Source organism: Arthrobacter sp. TJ-217 (genome assembly GCF_058269255.1).
In genome coordinates, this window is record NZ_JBZCNJ010000002.1 from 488483 (window position 1) to 509089 (window position 20607).

Consider the following 20607-nt stretch of genomic DNA (forward strand, 5'->3'; position numbering starts at 1 on the left):
AGGGGTTACAGGGCGCCAAATCCGGAAACCAGTACGGCCTTACCCTCCGCGAGTCGGTAGGATACGCCGACGACGGCGGTCGAGCCGGCCTCCACGGCGTCGGAAATGACCCGGGAACTGTCGATGAGGCGCTTCGATGTCTGCTTGACGTGTTCGACGGCCGTGGCGTTGACATCGGTGGTCCCGGCGCGCCGGGCGGTGAGCACCGAGGGGGTGATGCGCTCGACCAGGTCGCGGAGGAACCCGGTGGGCATGTCGCCGGTGTCGATGGCTTCCATTGTCGCGGTGACGGCGCCGCAGTTGTCGTGGCCGAGGATCACGATCAGCGGGACGCCGAGCACACCCACGCTGTATTCCAGGGAGCCCAGGACGGCGTCGTCGATCACCTGGCCCGCGGTGCGGACAACGAAGACATCGCCGAGCCCCAAGTCGAAGATGATCTCGGCGGCGAGGCGGGAATCGGAGCACCCGAAGATGACGGCGAACGGGTTCTGGTTGTGCACCAGGGACGTCCGACGCGACGCGTCCTGGTTCGGATGGGAGGAATCGGCCGCGACGAACCGGGCGTTGCCTTCCTGGAGACGGAGCCAGGCCTCGGCGGGGGTCAGTTGCTTGGTCACCGGGCCACTCTACTTCCCGATCACGGTGCCGGGGCGGTCGATGACGCGCCCGACACTTTTTTCAGGACGGCGGCACCGAGCGTGTCGAACTCCGCGAGGTCGGCTTCGCCGTTGAGGACGAGCGTTGTGCCGTCCACCTCCGAGGTGAGGAACGTGTCGCCCTCGGAGCGCTCGAGCAGCTGCCATTTCACCCCGCTGATGATCCGCTCGCCCGAGACCTGGGCCGGTCCGACACGCTGGGAGAGCCACGACGGGTTGCCCTCGTTCGTCTGGGTGAGCTGGATGAACCCGCCTCCCGCGGTGAGGTAGCCGACCTCCCAGTAGTCGACGCCGTCGCCGGCACCGGTGGTCCAGCGGGCGAAGTTGGAGGTCCAGCCGCCGGGCAGGGACGGTGCTGCCGGGAGGTAGCCGGCGTCGTCGGCGGCCTGTTCGGCAACCGTTCCGACGTCGATATTGCGCTGGTACGTCTCGGCGGTGTGCGTGGGGTTGAGCAGGACCACGGCGATGACGACGGCGAGGGTCACGCCCACGGCCATCAGCATGCCCACGACCGTCGAGTTGACCCGCTTGGCCTGGTTCGGCGTCAGGACCGGCTTGATCTCCGGCGCCTCGGGCTCGGGCGCAGCAGCGCCGTCGGGGGGTCCTTGCTTCGCATCGCTCACTTTTTCATTTTCCCCCATGCCTGCCGCTGGAGCATAACCGGCCGCGGGGCTTCCCGCCCGGCGCCCGGCCACGCACTGTGCCGCACCCCGCACGCACCGGCGTGTTCCGGCACGCCTGGGTGTAATGCCGGTGCCCGGGGCGGCCGCCGCCACTATGATTGCAGCAGGACCGCCCCGCATCACCACCTTCAACGACGAGGACTGACGTGACAGAGAACGCAAAGAACGCCCAGTATTCAACAATCTCCCCGGCGCTGGCCGTGGGGGACAAGGAACCGGACCGGAACCTTGCGCTGGAGCTCGTCCGGGTCACCGAGGCCGCCGCGATCGCCGGAGGCCACTGGGTCGGTTTCGGCGACAAGAACCTCGCCGACGGCGCCGCCGTCGACGCGATGCGCTCCCTGCTCTCGACCGTCCACTTCAACGGCATCGTTGTAATCGGTGAGGGCGAGAAGGACGAGGCGCCGATGCTGTTCAACGGCGAGCGGGTGGGCGACGGCAGCGGCCCCGAGTGCGACGTCGCCGTCGACCCGATCGACGGGACCCGCCTGACCGCCCTGGGCATCAATAACGCGCTCGCGGTGCTCGCCGTCGCCGAACGCGGCACCATGTTCGACCCCTCGGCGGTTTTCTACATGGAGAAGCTCGTGACCGGCCCCGAGGCCGCCGACATGGTCGACCTGCGGCTGCCCGTGAAGCAGAACCTGCACCTGATCGCCAAGTCCAAGGGCAAGAAGGTCAGCCAGCTCAACGTCATGGTGCTCGACCGCGACCGCCACAAGCCGCTGATCGAGGAGATCCGCGCCGCCGGAGCCCGCACGAAGTTCATCATGGACGGCGACGTCGCCGGCGCAATCGCCGCGGCCCGCGAGGGCACCGACGTCGACGCGCTGATGGGCATCGGCGGAACCCCGGAGGGGATCGTCGCGGCCTGCGCCATCAAGACCCTCGGCGGCGTGATCCAGGGCCGGCTGTGGCCCACAAGCGACGACGAGAAGCAGAAGGCGCTCGACGCGGGGCACGACCTCGACCGCGTCCTGTCGACCGACGACCTCGTCACCAGCGACAACTGCTATTTCGCGGCAACCGGCATCACCGACGGCGACCTCCTGCGCGGGGTGCGCTATAACAAGGACAAGGTCCTCACCCAGTCGATCGTCATGCGCTCCAAGTCCGGGACCATCCGGGTTGTGGACGGCGAGCACCAGGCCCACAAGTGGGAAAGCTACGCCCGCCTGACGTAGGCCCCGGTTCCATCTCCGCCCGAAGGACACCGACCGCGAGCGAGGACGCCGACAGTGACCACTCCAGCGAACCCTGGCGCAAACCCCGGAGAACGCCCGGCCCGGCCGCTGGGCGTCGCCGTGATCGGGTACGCCTTCATGGGCAAGGCCCACTCCAACGCCTGGCGGAACGTTGCCAGCTACTTCGACGTCCCGGCGTTCGAGCAGCGGGTCCTTGTGGGGCGCGACGCCGACTCGGTGGCCGACGCCGCGATGCGCTACGGCTGGCAGGAGTCAGAGACGGACTGGCGCCGGATCCTGGACCGCGACGACATCGACATCGTCGACATCTGCGCGCCGGGCTGGCTCCACGCCGAAATCGGCGTGGCAGCGCTCGAGGCAGGCAAGCACGTCCTCGTGGAGAAACCGCTGGCCAACACGGTGGCCGAAGCCGAGGCGATGGTCGCTGCAGCCCGCTCGGCGCGGGACCGCGGCGTCCAGTCGATGGTCGGCTTCAACTTCCGCAGGGTTCCTGCCCTGGCCCTGGCCCGCAGGTTCATCGCCGAGGGCCGCCTCGGGGAGATCCGCCAGGTGCGTACCGCCTACCTCCAGGACTGGCTCACCGACCCCGAATCCCCGATGGTGTGGCGCCTGATGAAGGAAAGGGCCGGCTCGGGGGCCCTCGGTGACATCGCCTCGCACGCGATCGACCAGGTGCAGTTCCTCCTAGGCGACACGGTGACCGAGGTGTCGGGCAGGATGCACACCTTCGTCGGTTCCCGGAACGGGCCCGAGGGGCCGCAGGAGGTGACGGTCGATGACGCCGTCTGGGCCACGATGTCGATGGCCGGCGGCGCCATTGCCAGCGTGGAGGTGTCGAGGATGGCCTTCGGCAGGAAAAACGCGCTGCGCATCGAGGTGTTCGGCACCAAGGGTTCACTGGCCTTCGACTCGGAGTCCCTCAACGAGCTCTCGTTCTTCGACGGCGGGCGCGACGCCGCCGCCCAGGGCTTCACCCGCGTGCTCGTCACAGACCCCGACCACCCCTACCTTGAGGCGTGGTGGCCGCAGGGGCACCTGCTGGGGTGGGAACACTCGTTCACCCACCAGCTCAGCGAGTTCCTGACCGCAGTCGGCGCCGGAACCAGTCCGAGCCCGTCCTTCGAGGACGGACTGCAGATCCAGCGCATCCTCGCCGCCATCGAAGCCAGCGCCAGGGACAAGAGCACCCTGGTCCGGCTGCCCTAACCGGAAGGAAACGACAATGGACTGGAAAATCGAACTGGTTCCCGTGCCGGTATCAGACGTCGACAGGGCAATCCACTTCTACGTGGACCAGGTGGGGTTCGTCCTGGACCACGACCACCGGGTGAACGAGGACCTGCGCTTCGTCCAGCTCACCCCGCCCGGTTCGGCCTGCTCGGTGGTGATGGGGACCGGTATCACGCCGATGGCGCCGGGCTCGCAGCAGGGCATTCAGATCGTGGTTCCGGACGCCGACGAAGCGCTCGCCCACCTGCGCGGGCGCGGGGTTGAGGCAACCGGCGTCGACGACCAGCCCTGGGGCAGGTTCGTCTACTTCGCCGACCCCGACGGCAACGGCTGGAGCCTGCAGCAGATCGTCGCGGCAGGCTGAGCAGACCCTCGCGCGTCCGGCGCCGGGACGGCCCGGGTGGGCAGGGCGCCCGGGGGAGGCCGATAAGGTTGGGGTATGAACCTCTCCCTTACTTTGTGCTTCGACCGTGCCCGCTGGGATTCGACAGTGAACTCCCACAACGGGCATCCCCAGCAGCTGTGGGGGTGGGGCATGACGAAGGCGGCCCACGGGTGGTCGGTCGACCGCGTTGAGGTCTTCGAGGATGGGAACCTCGTCGGATCGGCCCAGATCCTCCTGAAAAAGCTCCCCTTCCCGCTGCGCAGCCTCGCCTATATCCCGCGCGGGCCGCAGGCGGCACCGGGCAGGGAATTGGAGGTCCTCGACGCGCTCACCGGGTACGTGCGCTCCACGCACCGGTCCGTTGCCCTGTCCATCGAACCCGACTGGGACGCCGGGTCCGGCCCGGCCGCGCAGCTGCCGGCTGCGGGCTGGAAGTCCAGCACCAACACGATCCTCATCGGCCGGACCCTGATCCTCGACCTCTCGCTCTCGGAGGAGGAACTGCTCGCCGGGATGAGCAAGAAGCACCGCCAGTACATCCGGAAGTCGGCCAAGGAGGCCCTCGACTACCGCAGGGTCACCCGCGGCGAGCTCGCCCAGTGCCTGGCCGTCTACCACCAGACCGCCGAGCGGGCCGGTTTCGGCATCCACCAGGACGGCTACTACCTCGACATCTTCGACAACCTCGGGGATGCCTCACCGGTGTATGCGGCGTTCAGCGGCAGCGACGTCGTCGCGTTCCTCTGGCTCTCGGCAAGCACCGGCACCGCGTTCGAGCTGTACGGCGGCATGACCGACGAGGGCGAGCGGCTCCGCGCGAACTACGCGCTGAAGTGGTTCGCCATCAGGGAGATGAAGGACCGCGGCATCTCCCGCTACGACTTCAACGGGCTGCTCAACGACGGCGTCTCCCGTTTCAAGATGGGCTGGGCTGGTCACGAGAACCAGCTCGCCGGCACCTGGGACCGGCCGCTCTCACCTGCGTATCCACTCTTCGCGTCGGCGCTGCCGCTCGCCAAGAAGGGCCTCCAGCGCGGCCGCAGGGCCGTCAAGCAGGTTGCCTCCCGCGTTCGGCGCTAGGGCCGGCGACGGTCACGGCGAACGCGACGGCGCCGCCGGAGGCATCCCCGCCGGCGGGCCGGATGAGGACCGGGGCTTCGTTGGCGGGAATGAAGGCGCTCTGGCCCCGGGTGAGCAGCAGGTCGGACTTGGGGGAGTCGAGCAGGATCGACCCCGACACGGCGAGCACCACGGTGGGCCCGTTCTGTGCGAGCGGGACGTGCGACGGCGCGACGCTGTCCGGTTCCCCGCTCACCGGGGAGAGCTCGATGCGCTGCAGCTGGAACTCGTCGAACGGCGGGCGGTAAAGCTCCTGCCCGAGCATCGTGGTCTCGGCGGCAAGCGCCGGTGGGGCAAGCGGTTCGAAGACAACGGTGCGCAGCAGCTCCGGCACGTCAACGTGCTTGGGGGTCAGCCCTCCGCGCAGCACGTTGTCCGAGGAGGCCATCACCTCGACGCCCAGTCCGCTGAGGTAGGCGTGGATGTTTCCCGCCGGCAGGTAGAGGGCCTCTTCCGGGTTGAGGCGGACGCGGTTGAGGAGCAGGGCCACGAGCACGCCCGGGTCGCCGGGGTACTGGGAACCAAGCTCGGCCACGGTGGCGAGGTCGGCGGCCGGCGCCGGGTCCGGGGCGCCCGGCGCGGCGACGGCGGCTTCGACCGCCGCGACGACGTCGGACCCGGCGGAGAGCAGCATTTCGAACGCCGACCGCAGGCCTTCGGGGCTGCCCGATTCCAGCTCCGAGGCAACGGTCGTGAGCAGGTCCGCCTCCTCGGAGTGCGGCTCGCAGATCCCGGCGAGGTACGTGAAGACCGCCGCGGCTTCCCGCACCGGGCGGAAGCCGCACAGCGCGTCGAACCGGGTGAGGGCGAAGATCATCTCGGGCTTGTGGTTGCCGTCCTTGTAGTTCCGGTTCCCGGCGTCGGCCGGAACGCCGGCCTTTTCCTCGGCTTCGAACCCGGCCGCGGCCTGCGCCGGGTCGGGATGCACCTGCAGCGACAGCGCCGACTCGGCGGCGAGCACCTTCATCAGGTACGGAAGCCGCCCACCGAAGCGTGAGGCTGTTGCGGCGCCAAGGGTGCGTTCCGGGTCGGCCCCGATCAGGCGGTCGAGCGGAACCTTTTCCCCGTCGGGCAGTGTGGCCACTGAGGGGGAGTCGGGGTGGGCTCCGATCCACAGTTCCGCCTCGGGGCCGCCCGAGGGCTTCCGGCCAAGGAGCTCGGCGATTGCGGTGGGAGAGCCCCACGCGTAGGGGCGCAGCGTGTTGTCCAACAGGTACATGGGACTCTCCTCCGTGGCTCGGGCTTCTGGGTCAGGCTGGGGAACATTCTCCATTGTTTGCGAGAAGCGTGCTGAGCGTCGCGTCGTCACCGATCGTGGCGAGCTCCTGGAGGTACGCCTCGGTGATCCCCGACTCTGGTGCCTGTGCCGGGACTGCCGGGCCGGTCAGCGCGGTCCTTTCCGCCTGGAGCACGCCGGCCCCGGCTGCCGAGGGCTCGTTCCCGCTCGCGGACGCCAGCTCCGCCTGGACCCGGGAGTGGATCTTGGGGAACTCGGGGTAGGTGACGAAGTTGTCGGCGGGCGTGCCGAAGTCGGGCGGGCCGATGGTCAGGCGGCGGGTTTCGTGGTCCTTTGCCTTCAGCGCGAGGTCAACGAAGCTGCCGAGCTGGTCCTGGGGAATGTCAGTCTCAACGATCTGCGTTCCCGCGGCGGCGATCGACTGGAAGCGCGTCAGCAGTGTCGCCGGATCGAGCTGGGCGATCATCGCCTGCTGGACGCACTGCTGGCGGGCGATGCGGTCGTAGTCCGTGACGAACTCACGCGAGCGGGCGTACCAGAGGGCGTGGTAGCCGTCGAGGGTCTGGACGCCTGGCGGAATCCAGCCTTCGGGCGGGTAATGGCGCACCGGGTCGGTCCCCGGGATGTCCGGACCCGAGATCGGAACCCAGCCGCCGGCGTCGATCCGGATGCCGCCCATCGCGTCGATGAGCTTCTCGAACCCGGTCATGTCGACGAGGAGATACCCCTGCACCTCAAGGCCGAGCACCCCTGACGCGGCGTCCATCATGGCTTCGGCTCCCGGATCGGCGCTGTCCGGGTAGAGGTCGGCGTAGTTCTGCGACACCGTCGTGTAGAGGCTGTTGATGATGCATTCGTCGCCGCAGTTGTACCCGTCCGGATACACCTCGTGCAGGGGCGAGTCCTCGGGGAACGGCGCGTTCTGGAAGTTGCGCGGGATGCTGAACGTCACCGTCGCGCCGGTCTTCGCATCGACGCTGATAACCGAGATGCTGTCGGGGCGGCGCCCGGTGCGGTCCTCCCCGGCATCGCCTCCCATGAGCAGGAAGTTGTAGCGGCCGTCAACCGGATCGAAGGCAGGCCCGGCCTGGAAGATCGAGCCGACGGTGGAGCGGCCCACCCCCAGCAGGTACGCGCCGTAGGCGAGCGAGCCGCTGGTGATGACCATGAGCCCGGCCATTGCGGCTGCCACAAGGGGGCGCACGCCTCGCTCGAGCAGGGGCGGACGGATGATCCGGAGCGTGTTGATGAACAGCAGGGCCCAGCACACGGCAAGGACGAGCAGGACGGACATCAGGGCAAGGGAGGACCAGGTGTTTGTCACAACGCTCACGGCGAACTGGCGGTTCGCGAGGGCGGCGAGCACCCCGGCGATCGCGGCGGCCCACACGACGAAGGTCACCCGCAGCGCCTTCCGCCCAAGGCTGCGGTTCCCGGCGACGACCTGTGCCGAACCGGGCAGGAAAAGGGTAAGGGCCAGCAGGAAGAAGGCACGCTTGGTGCGCACCGCCGGGGGAGCGGACTGGGGAAAGCGGACGGGGTTGGTCAGGCGTCCCGGCGCGTCTCCAACCGGGCCCTGTGCGGGCCGGATGCCTGTGATCATTTCGACTCCGCAGCCTGCTGCGGGGCGCGCTCCCGGAGGGCCGCCCCCTTCCGGACCGCGGTTTCCTTGAGTGAAGCGGCAAAGGCGTCGAGGTCCTGCCGCAGTTTCCCTGCGGCTTCGCCCTCACCTGCGGCAAGGACGCGCACCGCCAGCAGGCCGGCATTGCGGGCACCGCCGATCGACACCGCGGCCACGGGCACGCCCGCGGGCATCTGCACGATCGACAAGAGCGAGTCCATTCCGTCGAGGTACTTCAGCGGCACGGGGACCCCGATCACCGGCAGGGGGGTGACGGAGGCGAGCATCCCGGGCAGGTGCGCTGCTCCGCCTGCACCGGCGATGATGACCCGCAGGCCCCGCCCCGCGGCCCGCTGGCCGTACTCGATCATTTCAACGGGCATCCGGTGTGCCGAAACCACGTCCGCCTCGTAGGGGATGCCGAACTCCTCGAGCGCCTCCGCGGCAGCCTTAAGCACGGGCCAGTCGGAGTCCGACCCCATCACGAGTCCTACCAGGGGGTTGGTCACTGATCTTCCTTCCAGGAGTTCCCGCCGCCGGGCGCGGTGCGCTGATCATCCCCGTCGCGCAGGACGGCGGCGGTCCGGGCGGCACGGGCCCGGACGACGTCGAGGCTTTCACCCGGGGCGCCGACGGCGTTGACATGGCCGATCTTGCGGCCCGGGCGGACCGATTTGCCATAAAAGTGCACCTTAGCGGACGGCTCGGCCGACAGCGCGGCACGGTAGGCGCTGAAGATGTCGGGGTTTGCGCCCCCGAGGTAGTTCTTCATGACGACAACCGGACCGGTTGCCGCGGTGTCGCCAAGCGGCAGGTCAAGCACGGCGCGCAGGTGCTGTTCGAACTGGCTCGTCACCGACCCGTCGATGGTCCAGTGCCCGGAGTTGTGCGGGCGCATCGCGAGCTCGTTGATGAGGAAACCGGCCGGAGAATCGGGGGTTTCGAAAAGTTCGACCGCCATGACGCCGGTGACGCCGAGTTCATCCGCGATGCGCAGCGCCGCGGCGGTTGCCGCCTGGGCGGTGTCAGCGGGAAGCTCCGGCGCGGGGGCGATCACTTCGTCGCAGACGCTGTCCACCTGGATCGACTGCACAACCGGCCAGGCACTGCTGGCTCCCGACGGCGTCCGCGCAACGAGCACCGAGAGCTCCCGGCTGAAGTTTACGAATTCCTCGGCGAGCAGCGCCGAACCCGTGAACCAGCCCGCGGCGGAGCGGAGATCCTCCGGCGACCTGAGGACGAGCACGCCCTTGCCGTCGTACCCGCCGCGCGGGGTCTTGAGGACGACCGGCCACCCTGCCGCATCGCCGAACTGCGCGAGCGAGTCGAGGTCGCTCACCGCAGCCCACCGGGGGTTGGGCAGGCCAAGGTCCTCGACGGCGCGCCGCATGAGCAGCTTGTCCTGGGCGTGGGCCAGGGCCGCGGGCGGAGGCTGCACGTTCACCCCTGACGCGGCGAGCTTCCCGAGCAGCTCGCCCGGCACGTGCTCGTGGTCGAATGTCAGGACATCGACGCCGGCGGCGAACGCTCCGAGCGCGTCCGCGTCGGTGTAGTCGCCCACCGTCGAGTGGGCCACGGCGGCAACAGCCGAAACGTCGGGGCCTTCGGCGAGGACACGGAGTTCAAAGCCCAGTTCGACCGCGGGAACTGCCATCATGCGGGCGAGCTGGCCGCCGCCAACCACGCCGATTACTGGAAAAGTCACCCCCTCAGGGTACCCACCCTCGATGGAATCGCTGGGATCGGCCCGTTGGCTGAGAGGAAGTTCTGAGCCAACGCGCAGAAACGGCACGTAAAATGGGAGTTTGTACGCCGGATGGACGGCCCCGGCACCCCGAGGCCCCCTCGGCGCCCGACCGGCTCCGCCGGCATTGCGGCACAAACCGCTGCATCATCGCCGCACAAATCCCTTTACCCGGAGGTCAGATTGTCACTACTCGCAGAGCGCGTCCGGGGCCTCGCCTCTCTTTTCTGGCGCGAGGTGGCGAAGTTCGGAGCCGTCGGCGGAGTGGCATTTGTCATAGACAACGGGTTGTTCTGGTACCTCATCCACGGACCGATGGCCGACAGCGAGGTCAAGGCGCGGTTCGTATCGGCGTCCGTCGCCACGGTGTTCGCGTGGGTGGCCAACAGGTACTGGACGTTCCGGCACCGGAGGCAGGCGAATCCACTTCGTGAACTGTCAATGTTCGTCCTGATCAACGTGATCGGCATGGGGATCGCCGCCGGCTGCGTGTGGATCGCCAAGTATCCGCTCGACATCTCCGACCGAGGGCTCCTTTTCGCCGCGGGGATCGCCGGAACGGTCCTCGCCACTGTGCTGCGCTTTGTCGCCTACCGCTTCTGGGTCTTCAATGCCGAACTCGACGAGGATCCCGCCTTCAGCCACGACCACGAACTCCTCCACCTTCCCAGCGGAGCCCCCGCAACCGCGCAGGATAGCGGGGACGGCGCCCGCGCCCGGGTGCCCGTCGCCGAACCGACCGACTCCTAGGCTTCCCGGCTCCTGCGATCCGCAGGGGACAGCGCGCGCCGGGGGCCGCACCGGCCCAATGGCCGCAGGGCCCGCGGCGGGACCGGGGCGATTCAGCCGGAAACCGGAGGAAAGGCCGCATGGACTGTGACCTTTTCGCCGGCAAGCAGGCTGTCGGAGACGGGCACCTCGGGATGGGTGAGAATCAGCGTTCCCTCCGACTCCCACACCCGAAGCGCCGCCGCAAGCGCCTGAACCAGGGTTGCGTCGGAGGGGAGCAGCACGACGCTGCCCGGTGCGTGGCCCGCGCCGTAAACCTCAGCCAGCGCGGCTGCGCTCAGTTCACCCGCCCCCGTCCCGCTGATCAGGGGCGTGCCGGGTGCCTGCGGAACGGCGTCGACGAACACGTCCCCGTGCGCCCGGACCTCGGCGGCGTAGTCAACGGCCCCGGCGGGCAGCGCCGAGGGCCAGCGCATCTCGAGGGCTCCCAGCGCGACGGCCACAAGGACCGCGGGCGCCCGGGCCGCGCCGCCCTCGGCGGAGCTCACGACGATGTCGGCACGGGAGCCGCCGCCGGGCCCGGCGTCCTCTCCGGTGGGATCGCCGGGCAGAACGACAGCGCCGACCTGCCAGCACGCCATCGCCCAGACAAGGGTCTTCCAATGGACCGGCAGGTCAAGCCGCACCCGGGTTCCAGGGCCCGCGTCAAGTTCATCGACGAGGAAGTTCGAGGTCTTGGCGACCCAGTTGTCGAAGACCTTTCCGGAGAGCTCGACGCGTTCGTTGGGGCCGTACCAGACGAGGCGGGGCGAAGAGGCCGCCGAGCGCAGGCGTGAGAGGAGGACATCGGGAGTTGCGGGCTGCGGCATGGGTTCGGTCTTCCTGATGGTCCGGCGGCGGAGTAGAGTCTGATGTGTTACAAAAGTGCCTGGTGGGGCGGTTTTGCTCACTGGTACGTCAACCAGCATAGAATTCTTAGGGCGTGCAGCGCTTTTTCCCGGCTCCCGGGCGACGCGCGGACAATTCTTGAGGAATTTCCCAGCGTGGCGTTCATCAGTTTGCTGGACATCGTCTGTAAGATTCCCACCCCGCTTGACTCTGGCGTATTACACCCTTGTAATTAGGTATCGGATTTAATCCAGCACTCCGGCGCAAACGTCGCCCGGAGTGACGCTGGGACGGGGACACCGGGAAGGCTGGTCATGGGGCAATCGGAACGCATCGAGGAACAACCAACTATCGCAGCGCAGGCTTCGTCGCGCTACGGCTCGCGGGGTGTTCCGGATGACTGGTTCGTTGACCCCGCCGATCCTGGTGCGGCAGAGCGCTACCGCAAAGACTCCCGGGCATCCCTCGAGGAGCAGGCCACGGCCTTCCTCTCCGCGCACGAGGCGCTCGCCGACCTGCCGGACGTCGAGCAGGGACCGAGCAGCCTGCTGGTGCTGCCGCAGCGCGACGACTGGTCCACTGCCGCGCCGGTACTGCCTGAGGTTCCCTCCGAGGACTCATCGAAGGCCGTCTGGATCGGGTTGCCTTCCCGCAACAACTTCGACGACGAGGGCGAGCTCGGCTGGCAGTCCGATGCCCTGTGCGCACAGACCGACCCCGAAGCGTTCTTCCCCGAAAAGGGTGGATCGACCCGCGACGCCAAGAAAGTCTGCGGGGCCTGCATGGTGCGCTCCGAATGCCTTGAATACGCGCTGGAGCACGATGAGCGCTTCGGCATCTGGGGCGGACTGTCCGAGCGTGAACGCCGCCGGCTTCGGAAGCGAGCAGTCTGATTCTGCTCGATGTCCGCGTCACCGCCGTTGTCGTAGCCCACAACGGAGCACAGTTCCTTCCAACAACACTTGAAGCGCTGAGCCGCCAGAGCCGGCCCGCAGATTTCCACGTCGGAGTGGACACGGGGTCCACCGACGATTCCCCGTCGATCCTCCAGCTTCGCCTTCCGGTCGGCAGCCCCGTTGTCGGTGCCTCCTCCCGAGGTGGTTTCGGAGGTGCGGTGAGGGCCGCCCTGCCGCAGATACCCGCCCAGCGGGACGCCCCGCAGGGAACCACCAGCCAGGACTGGCTCTGGCTGCTTCACGACGACTCGGCGCCCGAGCCCACCGCGCTCGAGGAACTGCTGCTGGCTGTTGAACGGGCACCGTCGGTGACCGTCGCCGGAGCAAAGCAGGTGGCCTGGTACAACCGGCGGGAGCTCGTCGACGTCGGGCTTTCGATCAGCCGCTGGGCCGAACGCCTCACACTGATCGACGTCGATGAGCACGACCAGGGCCAGTACGACGCCCGCAGCGACACCTTCGCCGTGAATTCCGCCGGAATGCTGATCCGGCGCGACGTCTTCGATGCGCTCGGTGGTTTCGACCCCGCCCTTCCGGGAGTCGGGGACGACGTCGACTACTGCTGGCGCAACCGCCTGGCCGGGCACCGGGTTGTGGTTGTCCCCGCGGCGGTCGTGCGGCACGCCGGAGACCGCAGTGCCGCGACGGCGGGCCCCCGGGCCGCGCGCAGGGCCGAGGTGTTCCTTCGGCTGAAACACGCCGCGGCGTGGAAGGTCGCTTTCCTTGCCGTTGGCGCCGTGCTCGGAGGCGTCGGCAGGCTGCTCTTCGGGCTGCTCGCCAAGGACCCCGCCTACGGGATGGGCCAGCTGGTGGGGTCCCTTGCCGGTGTGCTCCGGCCCCTCGTCCTCTTCCGGTCCCGCCGCAGCGCCGGCCGCACCCGCACGCTTCCCCGCACCGTCGTCCGGCCCCTGCTCACGCCCCGCCGGGAGGTGTGGGCCCACCGCCGGTCGGTGCTCGAGGCCTTCACCGCCCGCGGTGCCGTCGCGGGGGGAGGGACTGCCCGGCCCGAAGAGGACGTGCCGGCCGGGGACAGCAATGATGACTTCGCGGCGCTGGGCGCCCCGGCAAGGCCCTGGGCGGGAGCTGGCGCGCTCGCGGCCTTCGCCCTGCTCCTCACCGTTTCCGTCGCCGCCCTGCACCGCTGGGTCGGCGCGCCCGCCCTGACCGGGGGCGCGCTCCTTCCCGTCTCGGAGTCTCCGGGAGCCATCTGGGACAACGCCTCGGCCTGGTGGAGCCAGGTCGGCACCGGTGCCGCCGGTCACGGAAACCCGTTCTCCTACGTTCTCTGGGTCCTCTCGCTTCTGGGCTTCGGCAACGCCAACGCCGCGGTTGTCGCAGTAATGCTGCTTGCACTGCCGCTGGCCGGCCTCAGCGCCTGGTTCGCCGCAGGGGCACTGACCCGCTCGCGCGGACTGCGGTTCTGGAGCGCCCTGTTCTGGGCCGCCGTGCCGGCTGCCCAGGTGGCCCTGGGCAGCGGAAGGCTTGGAGCGCTCCTCGCCCACGTGCTGCTTCCGCTGGTGCTCCTCGGAATGGTGCGCGCGGTCGGCGGAGCCGTGCAGGACCGCCAGCAGGGGGAGATCGCGTCAAAGCCGGGCAGCAACGGCATGCCGAGCTGGACGGCCGCCGCGGCGGCAGGCCTGCTCCTGGCAGCGGCAACCGCCTCGGCGCCGTCGCTGCTGGTTCCCGTGGCCCTCGGGGTGCTCGGGACGAGCCTCTACCTGCGGCGCAGGGCGAAGACCCTCTGGTGGTCCCTTCTCCCCGCAGCAGCGCTCTTCATTCCCTTCGCCGCATCGGCGGTCAACGAGCCGCGCGGCGTCCTTGGGGACCCCGGGGTGCCGCTTGCGTTCACTGCGGCGCCGTTGTGGCAGCAGGTCCTCGGCTACCCCGCCGCGTTCGATGCCCTGCAGCCGCCCGCAGCAGCCGACTTCCTTGGGACGGGCCCGTGGGCGCTCGGCGCCGCAGTCCTGGTCGGGGCGCCGGTGCTGGCCCTCGCCGCAGCCTCCCTGTTCCGCACCGAGCGCCGCGCCGCCGCCCTCACCGCCTGGTCGATGGCGCTGCTGGCCCTCGCCGCAAGTGCAGCCTCCGCCTTCCTTCCCGTTGCCGCAGGCCCCGACTCCCTGATCCCGCCGTTCCCCGGGCCGCTCGTCTCGCTCTTCATCCTGGCCGTGCTGTGGGCGGCCCTGATCGGCGCCGACGGGATCCTCGCCCGCGAGGGCATGCCCGCCCGGCGCGTCCCGGTCCGGGCGCTGCTGGCCGCCGGCGCGGTACTGCTGGCCCTGGGCCCGGTGGCAAGCCTCGGCCTGTGGGCGCTCCAGCAGTTCAACCACACCGGCAGCGCTTCGGTGGCAGCCCCGGCCGGCGCGGTCCAGCCCGGCGGTACCCCGCCGCCGGCAGGCCCCGCCGATCCTGCATCGGCCGGTACACGCTTCGGTGCGGAGATGCTCGTCGCCCCGGGGGCCTCCCGCATCCTGCCCGCCACCGCGGCCGACCGCGGCAACGGCCCCGACCGCACCCGGACGCTCGTGCTGAGGACGGGCGACGCCGGAGCGGTGAGTGCTTTCCTCATGCGCGGGGGAGGCACAACCCTCGACGCCCTCTCACAGCATTACGCCGCGCGCAGCGTCTACGGGGCCGCCGGCTCGGCCGGGATACGCGCCGACGACGAAGCGACCACAGCCCTGCGCACCACCGTTGCCACAATCGTCGCCGGAACCGGGGTCGATCCCCGGGCCGAACTGACCGGACTCGGTGTGGGCTACGTTGTCCTGCAGCAGTCGGACACCGCGGCCGAGCTGCTCGCTGGCCGCATCGACGCGGTTCCCGGCCTGGCGGCTGTCGGAAACACCCCGTCCGGCTGGCTCTGGCGCGTAGCCCCAGCGGCAGACGTCGACGGCACCGAAGACGCCAGCGCCCGCACGGCACGGGTGCGGATCCTCGACGCCGACGGCCGCCCCGAAGCGATCGTCCCCTCCAACCCCATCACTGTCGACGCGCCGATCCCTGCCGGATCCGAAGGGCGGACCCTCGTCCTGGCCGAGCGGGCCGATCCGGGCTGGCGGGCAATCCTTGACGGGCGGGCCCTCGAGGGCGCCTCCACAGGCTGGAACCAGGTCTTCTCCCTTCCCCCCGGCGGCGGCACTCTGACCGTAAGGTTCGTCAGCCCGTGGCAGCCCTGGGCGGAGACCGGGCAGGCAGTTGTGCTGCTCATGACCGTGCTGCTCGCCGTACCCATCCCCTCCCGCCCCCGGTTTGTGCGGGTTCCCCCGCGCGGACCGGGCCGGGCCGTGCCCTCCGCGACGGAACGGCCGAACGCCGCTCCCCAGCACGCGGCCGACGAGGGCGGGGAGGTCGCGTCCCCAGGAAAGAAGCTCGTGAGCTTGAGCGGCGGAAAGACAACCCCATGACCAACGACACCCCGCCGGCCCGGCCCGAGACACCCGGCACCCCCGGCACCCCCAATGCCGACGGCACTCCGGACACCCTGCCGGCCCGGCCGGGCCCTGCCGGCGCGGGCACACGGCCGGGCAGCAGCGCCGCAGCGGCCGCCCGGCGCACCCGCCAGCACGGGCTGCGCGGCACAGCCGGCGTGGCCGCAGGCGTAGTGCTCCTCGCCGCGACGGCAGCGCTTGCTTCGGCGTCGTCGTACCTTGTGCCCGCCCCTTCGGCCCTGCAGCACCGGGCGCCGGCCGTGGAGGTCCCCGCCGGCGACTACACGGCGGTGTGCCCCGGCCCCCCGAGGCTCCTCGCCGACGCCGGAAGCGCTGATCCCGAGTTCAGCCCCGTGTCCAAGACGGCCAAGACCCGGGTCAGCGCCATGGTCCTCGGCGACCTCTCCGGAACACTGCCGGGCAGCGCGCTCTACCCGCTCGGTCCCGGCGACCCGCTCACCGTCCTCTCGAAGAGTCCGGAAGGCGAGTCGCCCGACGCACCACCGGCCAGCAGTGACGAGGACGGGCTGACCAGCCGGCGGGCCGGAACCCTCGGCGGCACCGCGGTGAAGGCACCGTCGGTCTTCCGCGCCGAACCGCACGGGACGCAGACCCCCGTGGCCGGGGCAATGCTCAGCTACACCGCAGGCGACGGTGACCTTCGCGGCCTCGCCGCTGCCCGCTGCCAGACGCCCTCGAACGACTTCTGGATCCTCGGTGCGGCAACCACCGCAGGCAGATCCTCGGTGCTGATCCTGTCGAACCCCACCGAGACCCCGGCCACCGTCGACCTTGAGCTGAGGGGCGCCTCGGGCCCGGTCGACGCCCCGGGCGGCGCCGACCAGCTTGTTCCACCGGGCGAATCGGTCCAGCTCGTGCTCGGCGGCCTCGCCGCAAACCAGGAGGACCTGGCGGTCCGCGTGCGCAGCAGCGGCGGGCGGGTCGCCGGCGTAATCCAGCAGAGCGTGCTCCGCGGCCTCACCCCGGGCGGGGTCGAGCTGCTGACGCCCACCGCTGCCGCCTCGGCCAGCCAGGTGGTCCCCGGTGTCGTCCTTCAGGACGCAGGCAAGGCCCGGAGCCTTCGGGAACGCAAGGGCTGGGAAGACGCATCGCCCGAGGTGCAGGTGCTCGTCCCCGGCACAAGCGACGCCGTGCTCGATATCCAGGTCTTCGGCCCCGACGGCCGGAAGGAACTCAGCGGAGGCGCCGTTGTCACGGCTCCGGCCGGGTCGGTGAGCAGCTTCGCCCTCGACTCGCTCCCCGCCGGCAGCTACACGGTGGCGGTGACCTCCGATGTTCCCGTTGCCGCAGCAGCCCGGGTCATCCTCGGGAGCACCCCCGGCAAGCCGGTCGACTTCGGCGGCGCCGTCTCGGCCGAGCGGGTCGGCAGCGACTCGAGTGTCGTCTTCGCCGAGGGAGTCGACTCAGCCCTCGTCTTCGGCGCCCCCGCCGGACGCTCCGAGATCACCCTCACCCCGGTGGGGGAGGGCGGCAGGCTCGGTGCCGAGCAGGTCATCAGCATTGCCGGCGGAACCTCGGTCGTCGTGCCCGCCTCAGCCCTCGGCGCCGGCACCACCGCCGCCATCCTCAACGCATCGGGGGATCCGGTGTTCGGAGCGCAGACCAACACGCTTCCCCGCGGCGCATCGGGCATCGCGGTCAGTCCAATTCCGGCAGGCAATACGGGAACGCAGAGCATCCAGGTGACTCTGGGTTACTGAAAACCTGCTGGAACGCTTATGGGACGCTGAGGGGACGCGCTTTCCGCCAAACCGGCTGAGCCGGAGCTGTCCGGCGCCGGCTCAGGCCTGGGAGCGGCCGTAGGCGGGGTCGACCGCTTCGGGGGCCATCCCCAGCAGCTCGGCGGCCTGCTCAACCACGACGTCGTGAACCAGTTCGTTGACCGGCATGACGCCCTTGGCAGCCATCTCCACGGGATGGCGGTACACGGTGATCGCCGCGGGGCGCCCGGGGGTGGCACGGGTCGCGGCGCCGAGCAGGTCGCGCAGCTTCTCGCGTGAAATCTCCTCAAGACCGTCCGGAATCTCCTGGACCACGATCTGGAGATCCTGGATGCGGTCCCCCCAGAGCCGTTCAAGGCGCTGGGCAGACTCCATCACCCACTCGTCGAACTGCTCGGAACGGGTGCGGAAACCGGGAAGGTGCGACCCGATGAGGTCGCCGCGCAGTCCCCGTCCCCGACGGTTCCGACGGCGTTCGAAATAGGAGCGGCGCGCCCCCGCGGCCGCCGGGTCCGGCTCCGTAAGGTTCACCGAAAATGTTGATCCATCCCGCATGTATCGACTGTATGCCCAATGCAATGCCAATGCACTCCCGGGAGCCCTCCCCGGATTTCGCTTCCCAACCGGTAGGCTTCAGGATCGTGGGATCCATCCGTCAATGTTCACGTTCAGCCTGCCAGCGCCCTGCGTTCGCCACGCTGACCTATGTCTATGCCGACTCCACAGCTGTGCTCGGCCCGCTGGCCACCTACGCGGAGCCTCACTGCTACGACCTTTGCGCACTTCACGCGGAGAAACTGACAGTGCCCCGGGGGTGGGAAGTGCTGCGCCTGGTCCTGCCGGCCACCCTCCCCGAACCCAACCCTGACGACCTCCTGGCCCTGGCCGACGCCGTACGCGAGGCCGCCGCCGACCGCGCGCCCGAGGCCGGCTCGCCCGCCGCCAGAGCCACCAAGACGCCGCTCGACCCCCCGGCCGACGGGCCCGGCGCCCGGCGCGGGCATCTGCGGGTCCTGCCTGAACAGCAGTAACGGGGCCGGCCCGTCCAGGATTCCCGCCGCGGCGGCACCGGGCGGTAGTCTTAAGCGGAGCGATTTTCCCCAGTTGTCCTCTCCAGAAAGCCAGGGCCCATGGCACCTTTGTCCAAGCAACTGCTCGAGGTGCTCCGCTGCCCGCTGACGGGTTCCCCGCTGGTCGAGCGCGACGGGTTCCTCGTCGCGGTCATGCCGGGTAAAGCAGGCGAGCTTTCAAGCTACCGGGTCGAAGAAGGCATCCCCGTGATGCTCCACTCCGAACCCTCTCCGGACGGGCCGACCGACTCCGCGGCGGAAGCCCCCGGCACCGACACCCCCGCACAACCCTAGGAATCCTCTCCAATGACTTTTGACTACAAGATCGCCGACCTCTCCCTTGCGGAGGCCGGCCGGCACCAGATCCGCCTTGCCGAGCATGAAATGCCGGGACTGATGGCCCTGCGCCGCGAGTACGGCGAATCGCAGCCGCTGAAGGGAGCGAGGATCGCCGGATCCCTGCACATGACAGTGCAGACGGCGGTCCTCATCGAAACCCTCACGGCGCTGGGCGCCGAGGTGCGGTGGGCCTCCTGCAATATCTTCTCGACCCAGGACGAAGCCGCAGCGGCGGTCGTCGTGGGATCAGGGACGGTCGAGGAACCCGCGGGTGTTCCCGTGTTCGCCTGGAAGAACGAGACGCTCGAAGAGTACTGGTGGACGGCCGCCCAGATCCTCACCTGGCCCGGACAGGCCGAGGGCCTCGGCCCGAACATGATCCTCGACGACGGCGGGGACGCGACGATGCTCCTCCATAAGGGCGTCGAATTCGAAGCCGCAGGCGCCGTCCCCGCCAACCCGGCCGAGGGCGACGTCGACTACTCCCACGAGTACACGGTGTTCCTCGACGTGCTGCGCAGCACCATCGAGACCGAACCGCGGAAGTGGACCGCGGTCGCTGCCGGCATCAAGGGCGTCACCGAGGAAACCACGACCGGCGTGCACCGCCTGTACCAGCTGGCCGCCCAGGGCAAGCTCCTCTTCCCTGCGATCAACGTCAACGACTCCGTCACCAAATCGAAGTTCGACAACAAGTACGGGATCCGGCACTCGCTTCCCGACGGCCTCAACCGGGCCACCGACGTCCTCATCGGCGGGAAGGTCGCCGTCGTGTGCGGCTACGGCGACGTCGGCAAGGGCGCTGCCGAGGCCCTGCGCGGCCAGGGCGCCCGCGTCATCGTGACGGAGATCGATCCGATCTGCGCCCTGCAGGCCGCAATGGACGGCTACCAGGTGGCCCGCCTTGAATCGGTCCTCGGCCAGGGCGACATCTTCATCACGACAACCGGCAACAAGGACGTCATTCTCGCCAGCCATATGGCCGCAATGAAGCACCAGGCGATCGTGGGAAACATCGGGCACTTCGACAACGAGATCGACATCGCCGGACTGGCGAAGACCGAGGGCATCACCCGCATCGAGATCAAGCCGCAGGTCCACGAGTGGGTCTTCCCCGCACGCGAGGCCGAAGGCACTCCGGCCCACTCGATCATCCTGCTCTCCGAGGGACGGCTGCTGAACCTCGGCAACGCCACGGGCCACCCGTCGTTCGTGATGAGCAACTCCTTCGCCAACCAGACAATCGCGCAGATCGAACTGTTCACGAAGGCCGGCAAGCTCCGCGCCGAGGGCACCCCCGAGTACGAGAACCAGGTCTACGTACTGCCCAAGATCCTTGACGAGAAGGTTGCCCGGCTCCACCTGGGCGCCCTCGGCGTCGAACTGACCGAACTCACCAAGGGCCAGGCCGAGTACCTCGACATCGACGTGACGGGGCCGTACAAGCCGGATCATTACCGTTACTGACGCACCGCGGGGCCCTGCATTGTTCACAGTTTGTAATCTCTGCTGCGCCGGTTCAGCGCCCCTGCCGCGTAAGATCGCGGTGGTCAGCTTTCTCAAGGGAACAGG

Annotated in this window: 19 protein-coding genes; 11 read left to right on the plus strand and 8 right to left on the minus strand. The window is 69.5% G+C overall.

Annotated elements, in window-relative coordinates; all coding sequences use genetic code 11:
- Window positions 1-5: 5 nt before the first annotated feature.
- Together AC4D2R_RS05390 and AC4D2R_RS05395 are read right to left on the minus strand one after the other, a co-directional pair.
- Window positions 6-620: a carbonic anhydrase gene (locus AC4D2R_RS05390; RefSeq protein WP_490938225.1), complete on the minus strand. Its 615-nt coding sequence runs from the start codon at window positions 618-620 to the stop codon at window positions 6-8.
- 20 nt (window positions 621-640) lie between these two features.
- Entirely contained in the window at window positions 641-1282 is a 642-nt protein-coding gene (locus tag AC4D2R_RS05395; protein ID WP_490938227.1) for a DUF4245 domain-containing protein, read from the minus strand.
- 206 nt (window positions 1283-1488) lie between these two features.
- On the opposite strand from AC4D2R_RS05395, the gene glpX reads away from it, so the two are divergent.
- From glpX to AC4D2R_RS05415, 4 genes are all read left to right on the plus strand, one after another.
- Complete coding sequence (glpX, locus tag AC4D2R_RS05400; RefSeq protein WP_490938229.1) at window positions 1489-2526, plus strand: class II fructose-bisphosphatase; 1038 nt, start codon at window positions 1489-1491, stop codon at window positions 2524-2526.
- A gap of 54 nt (window positions 2527-2580) precedes the next feature.
- On the plus strand, window positions 2581-3753 hold the full coding sequence (locus AC4D2R_RS05405) for a Gfo/Idh/MocA family protein (RefSeq protein ID WP_490938231.1): 1173 nt from the start codon (window positions 2581-2583) through the stop codon (window positions 3751-3753).
- A gap of 16 nt (window positions 3754-3769) precedes the next feature.
- Window positions 3770-4141 carry a VOC family protein gene (locus AC4D2R_RS05410; RefSeq protein WP_490938233.1) on the plus strand — a complete coding sequence of 124 codons (372 nt, stop codon included), beginning with the start codon at window positions 3770-3772 and terminating at the stop codon, window positions 4139-4141.
- 75 nt (window positions 4142-4216) lie between these two features.
- Window positions 4217-5242 (plus strand): lipid II:glycine glycyltransferase FemX, encoded by a 1026-nt coding sequence (locus tag AC4D2R_RS05415; protein WP_490938235.1) that lies wholly within the window; start codon window positions 4217-4219, stop codon window positions 5240-5242.
- Here the strand turns inward: AC4D2R_RS05415 and manA are convergent.
- The 4 genes from manA to AC4D2R_RS05435 are packed head-to-tail and all read right to left on the minus strand — an operon-like array spanning window position 5211 to window position 9844.
- A complete protein-coding gene (gene manA / locus AC4D2R_RS05420; protein ID WP_490938237.1) occupies window positions 5211-6500 on the minus strand; it encodes a mannose-6-phosphate isomerase, class I in 1290 nt (429 codons plus the stop codon). The genes AC4D2R_RS05415 and manA overlap by 32 nt on opposite strands.
- Before the next feature lie 31 nt (window positions 6501-6531).
- A complete protein-coding gene (locus AC4D2R_RS05425) occupies window positions 6532-8121 on the minus strand; it encodes an LCP family protein (protein WP_490938239.1) in 1590 nt (529 codons plus the stop codon).
- Window positions 8118-8621 (minus strand): 5-(carboxyamino)imidazole ribonucleotide mutase, encoded by a 504-nt coding sequence (gene purE, locus AC4D2R_RS05430; protein WP_490902399.1) that lies wholly within the window; start codon window positions 8619-8621, stop codon window positions 8118-8120. Before purE ends, AC4D2R_RS05425 begins: the two co-directional genes overlap by 4 nt.
- Before the next feature lie 23 nt (window positions 8622-8644).
- Window positions 8645-9844 (minus strand): 5-(carboxyamino)imidazole ribonucleotide synthase, encoded by a 1200-nt coding sequence (locus tag AC4D2R_RS05435; RefSeq protein WP_490938241.1) that lies wholly within the window; start codon window positions 9842-9844, stop codon window positions 8645-8647.
- A 222-nt stretch (window positions 9845-10066) separates the two neighbouring features.
- On the opposite strand from AC4D2R_RS05435, the gene AC4D2R_RS05440 reads away from it, so the two are divergent.
- Entirely contained in the window at window positions 10067-10633 is a 567-nt protein-coding gene (locus AC4D2R_RS05440) for a GtrA family protein (protein ID WP_490938243.1), read from the plus strand.
- Between the two features lie 92 nt (window positions 10634-10725).
- Here the strand turns inward: AC4D2R_RS05440 and AC4D2R_RS05445 are convergent, their stop codons facing one another.
- A complete protein-coding gene (locus AC4D2R_RS05445) occupies window positions 10726-11481 on the minus strand; it encodes a TIGR03089 family protein (RefSeq protein ID WP_490938245.1) in 756 nt (251 codons plus the stop codon).
- A 333-nt stretch (window positions 11482-11814) separates the two neighbouring features.
- Here AC4D2R_RS05445 and AC4D2R_RS05450 point away from each other — a divergent pair, with 333 nt between their 5' ends.
- The 3 genes from AC4D2R_RS05450 to AC4D2R_RS05460 all read left to right on the plus strand — a co-directional run bounded on the left by AC4D2R_RS05450 (window position 11815) and on the right by AC4D2R_RS05460 (window position 17605).
- On the plus strand, window positions 11815-12393 hold the full coding sequence (locus tag AC4D2R_RS05450; RefSeq protein ID WP_490938247.1) for a WhiB family transcriptional regulator: 579 nt from the start codon (window positions 11815-11817) through the stop codon (window positions 12391-12393).
- Window positions 12394-12470: 77 nt separating this feature from the next.
- Window positions 12471-15860 (plus strand): glycosyltransferase, encoded by a 3390-nt coding sequence (locus tag AC4D2R_RS05455; protein WP_490938381.1) that lies wholly within the window; start codon window positions 12471-12473, stop codon window positions 15858-15860.
- Window positions 15857-17605, plus strand: coding sequence for a DUF5719 family protein (locus AC4D2R_RS05460; protein WP_490938249.1), 1749 nt, complete (start codon window positions 15857-15859; stop codon window positions 17603-17605). The genes AC4D2R_RS05455 and AC4D2R_RS05460 overlap by 4 nt, the downstream gene beginning before the upstream one ends.
- Before the next feature lie 81 nt (window positions 17606-17686).
- On the opposite strand, the gene AC4D2R_RS05465 is transcribed toward AC4D2R_RS05460, so the two are convergent.
- Entirely contained in the window at window positions 17687-18181 is a 495-nt protein-coding gene (locus AC4D2R_RS05465; protein WP_490938251.1) for a metallopeptidase family protein, read from the minus strand.
- 86 nt (window positions 18182-18267) lie between these two features.
- Between AC4D2R_RS05465 and AC4D2R_RS05470 the strand changes: the two genes are divergently transcribed.
- From AC4D2R_RS05470 to ahcY, 3 genes are all read left to right on the plus strand, one after another.
- The gene (locus tag AC4D2R_RS05470; protein ID WP_490938253.1) at window positions 18268-18657 is read left to right on the plus strand and encodes a DUF3499 domain-containing protein; all 390 of its coding nucleotides are present in this window, start codon (window positions 18268-18270) and stop codon (window positions 18655-18657) included.
- 99 nt (window positions 18658-18756) lie between these two features.
- Window positions 18757-18990, plus strand: coding sequence for a Trm112 family protein (locus AC4D2R_RS05475; protein ID WP_490902292.1), 234 nt, complete (start codon window positions 18757-18759; stop codon window positions 18988-18990).
- Between the two features lie 12 nt (window positions 18991-19002).
- Window positions 19003-20502 (plus strand): adenosylhomocysteinase, encoded by a 1500-nt coding sequence (gene ahcY, locus AC4D2R_RS05480; RefSeq protein ID WP_490938255.1) that lies wholly within the window; start codon window positions 19003-19005, stop codon window positions 20500-20502.
- The last annotated feature ends 105 nt before the right edge of the window (window positions 20503-20607 follow it).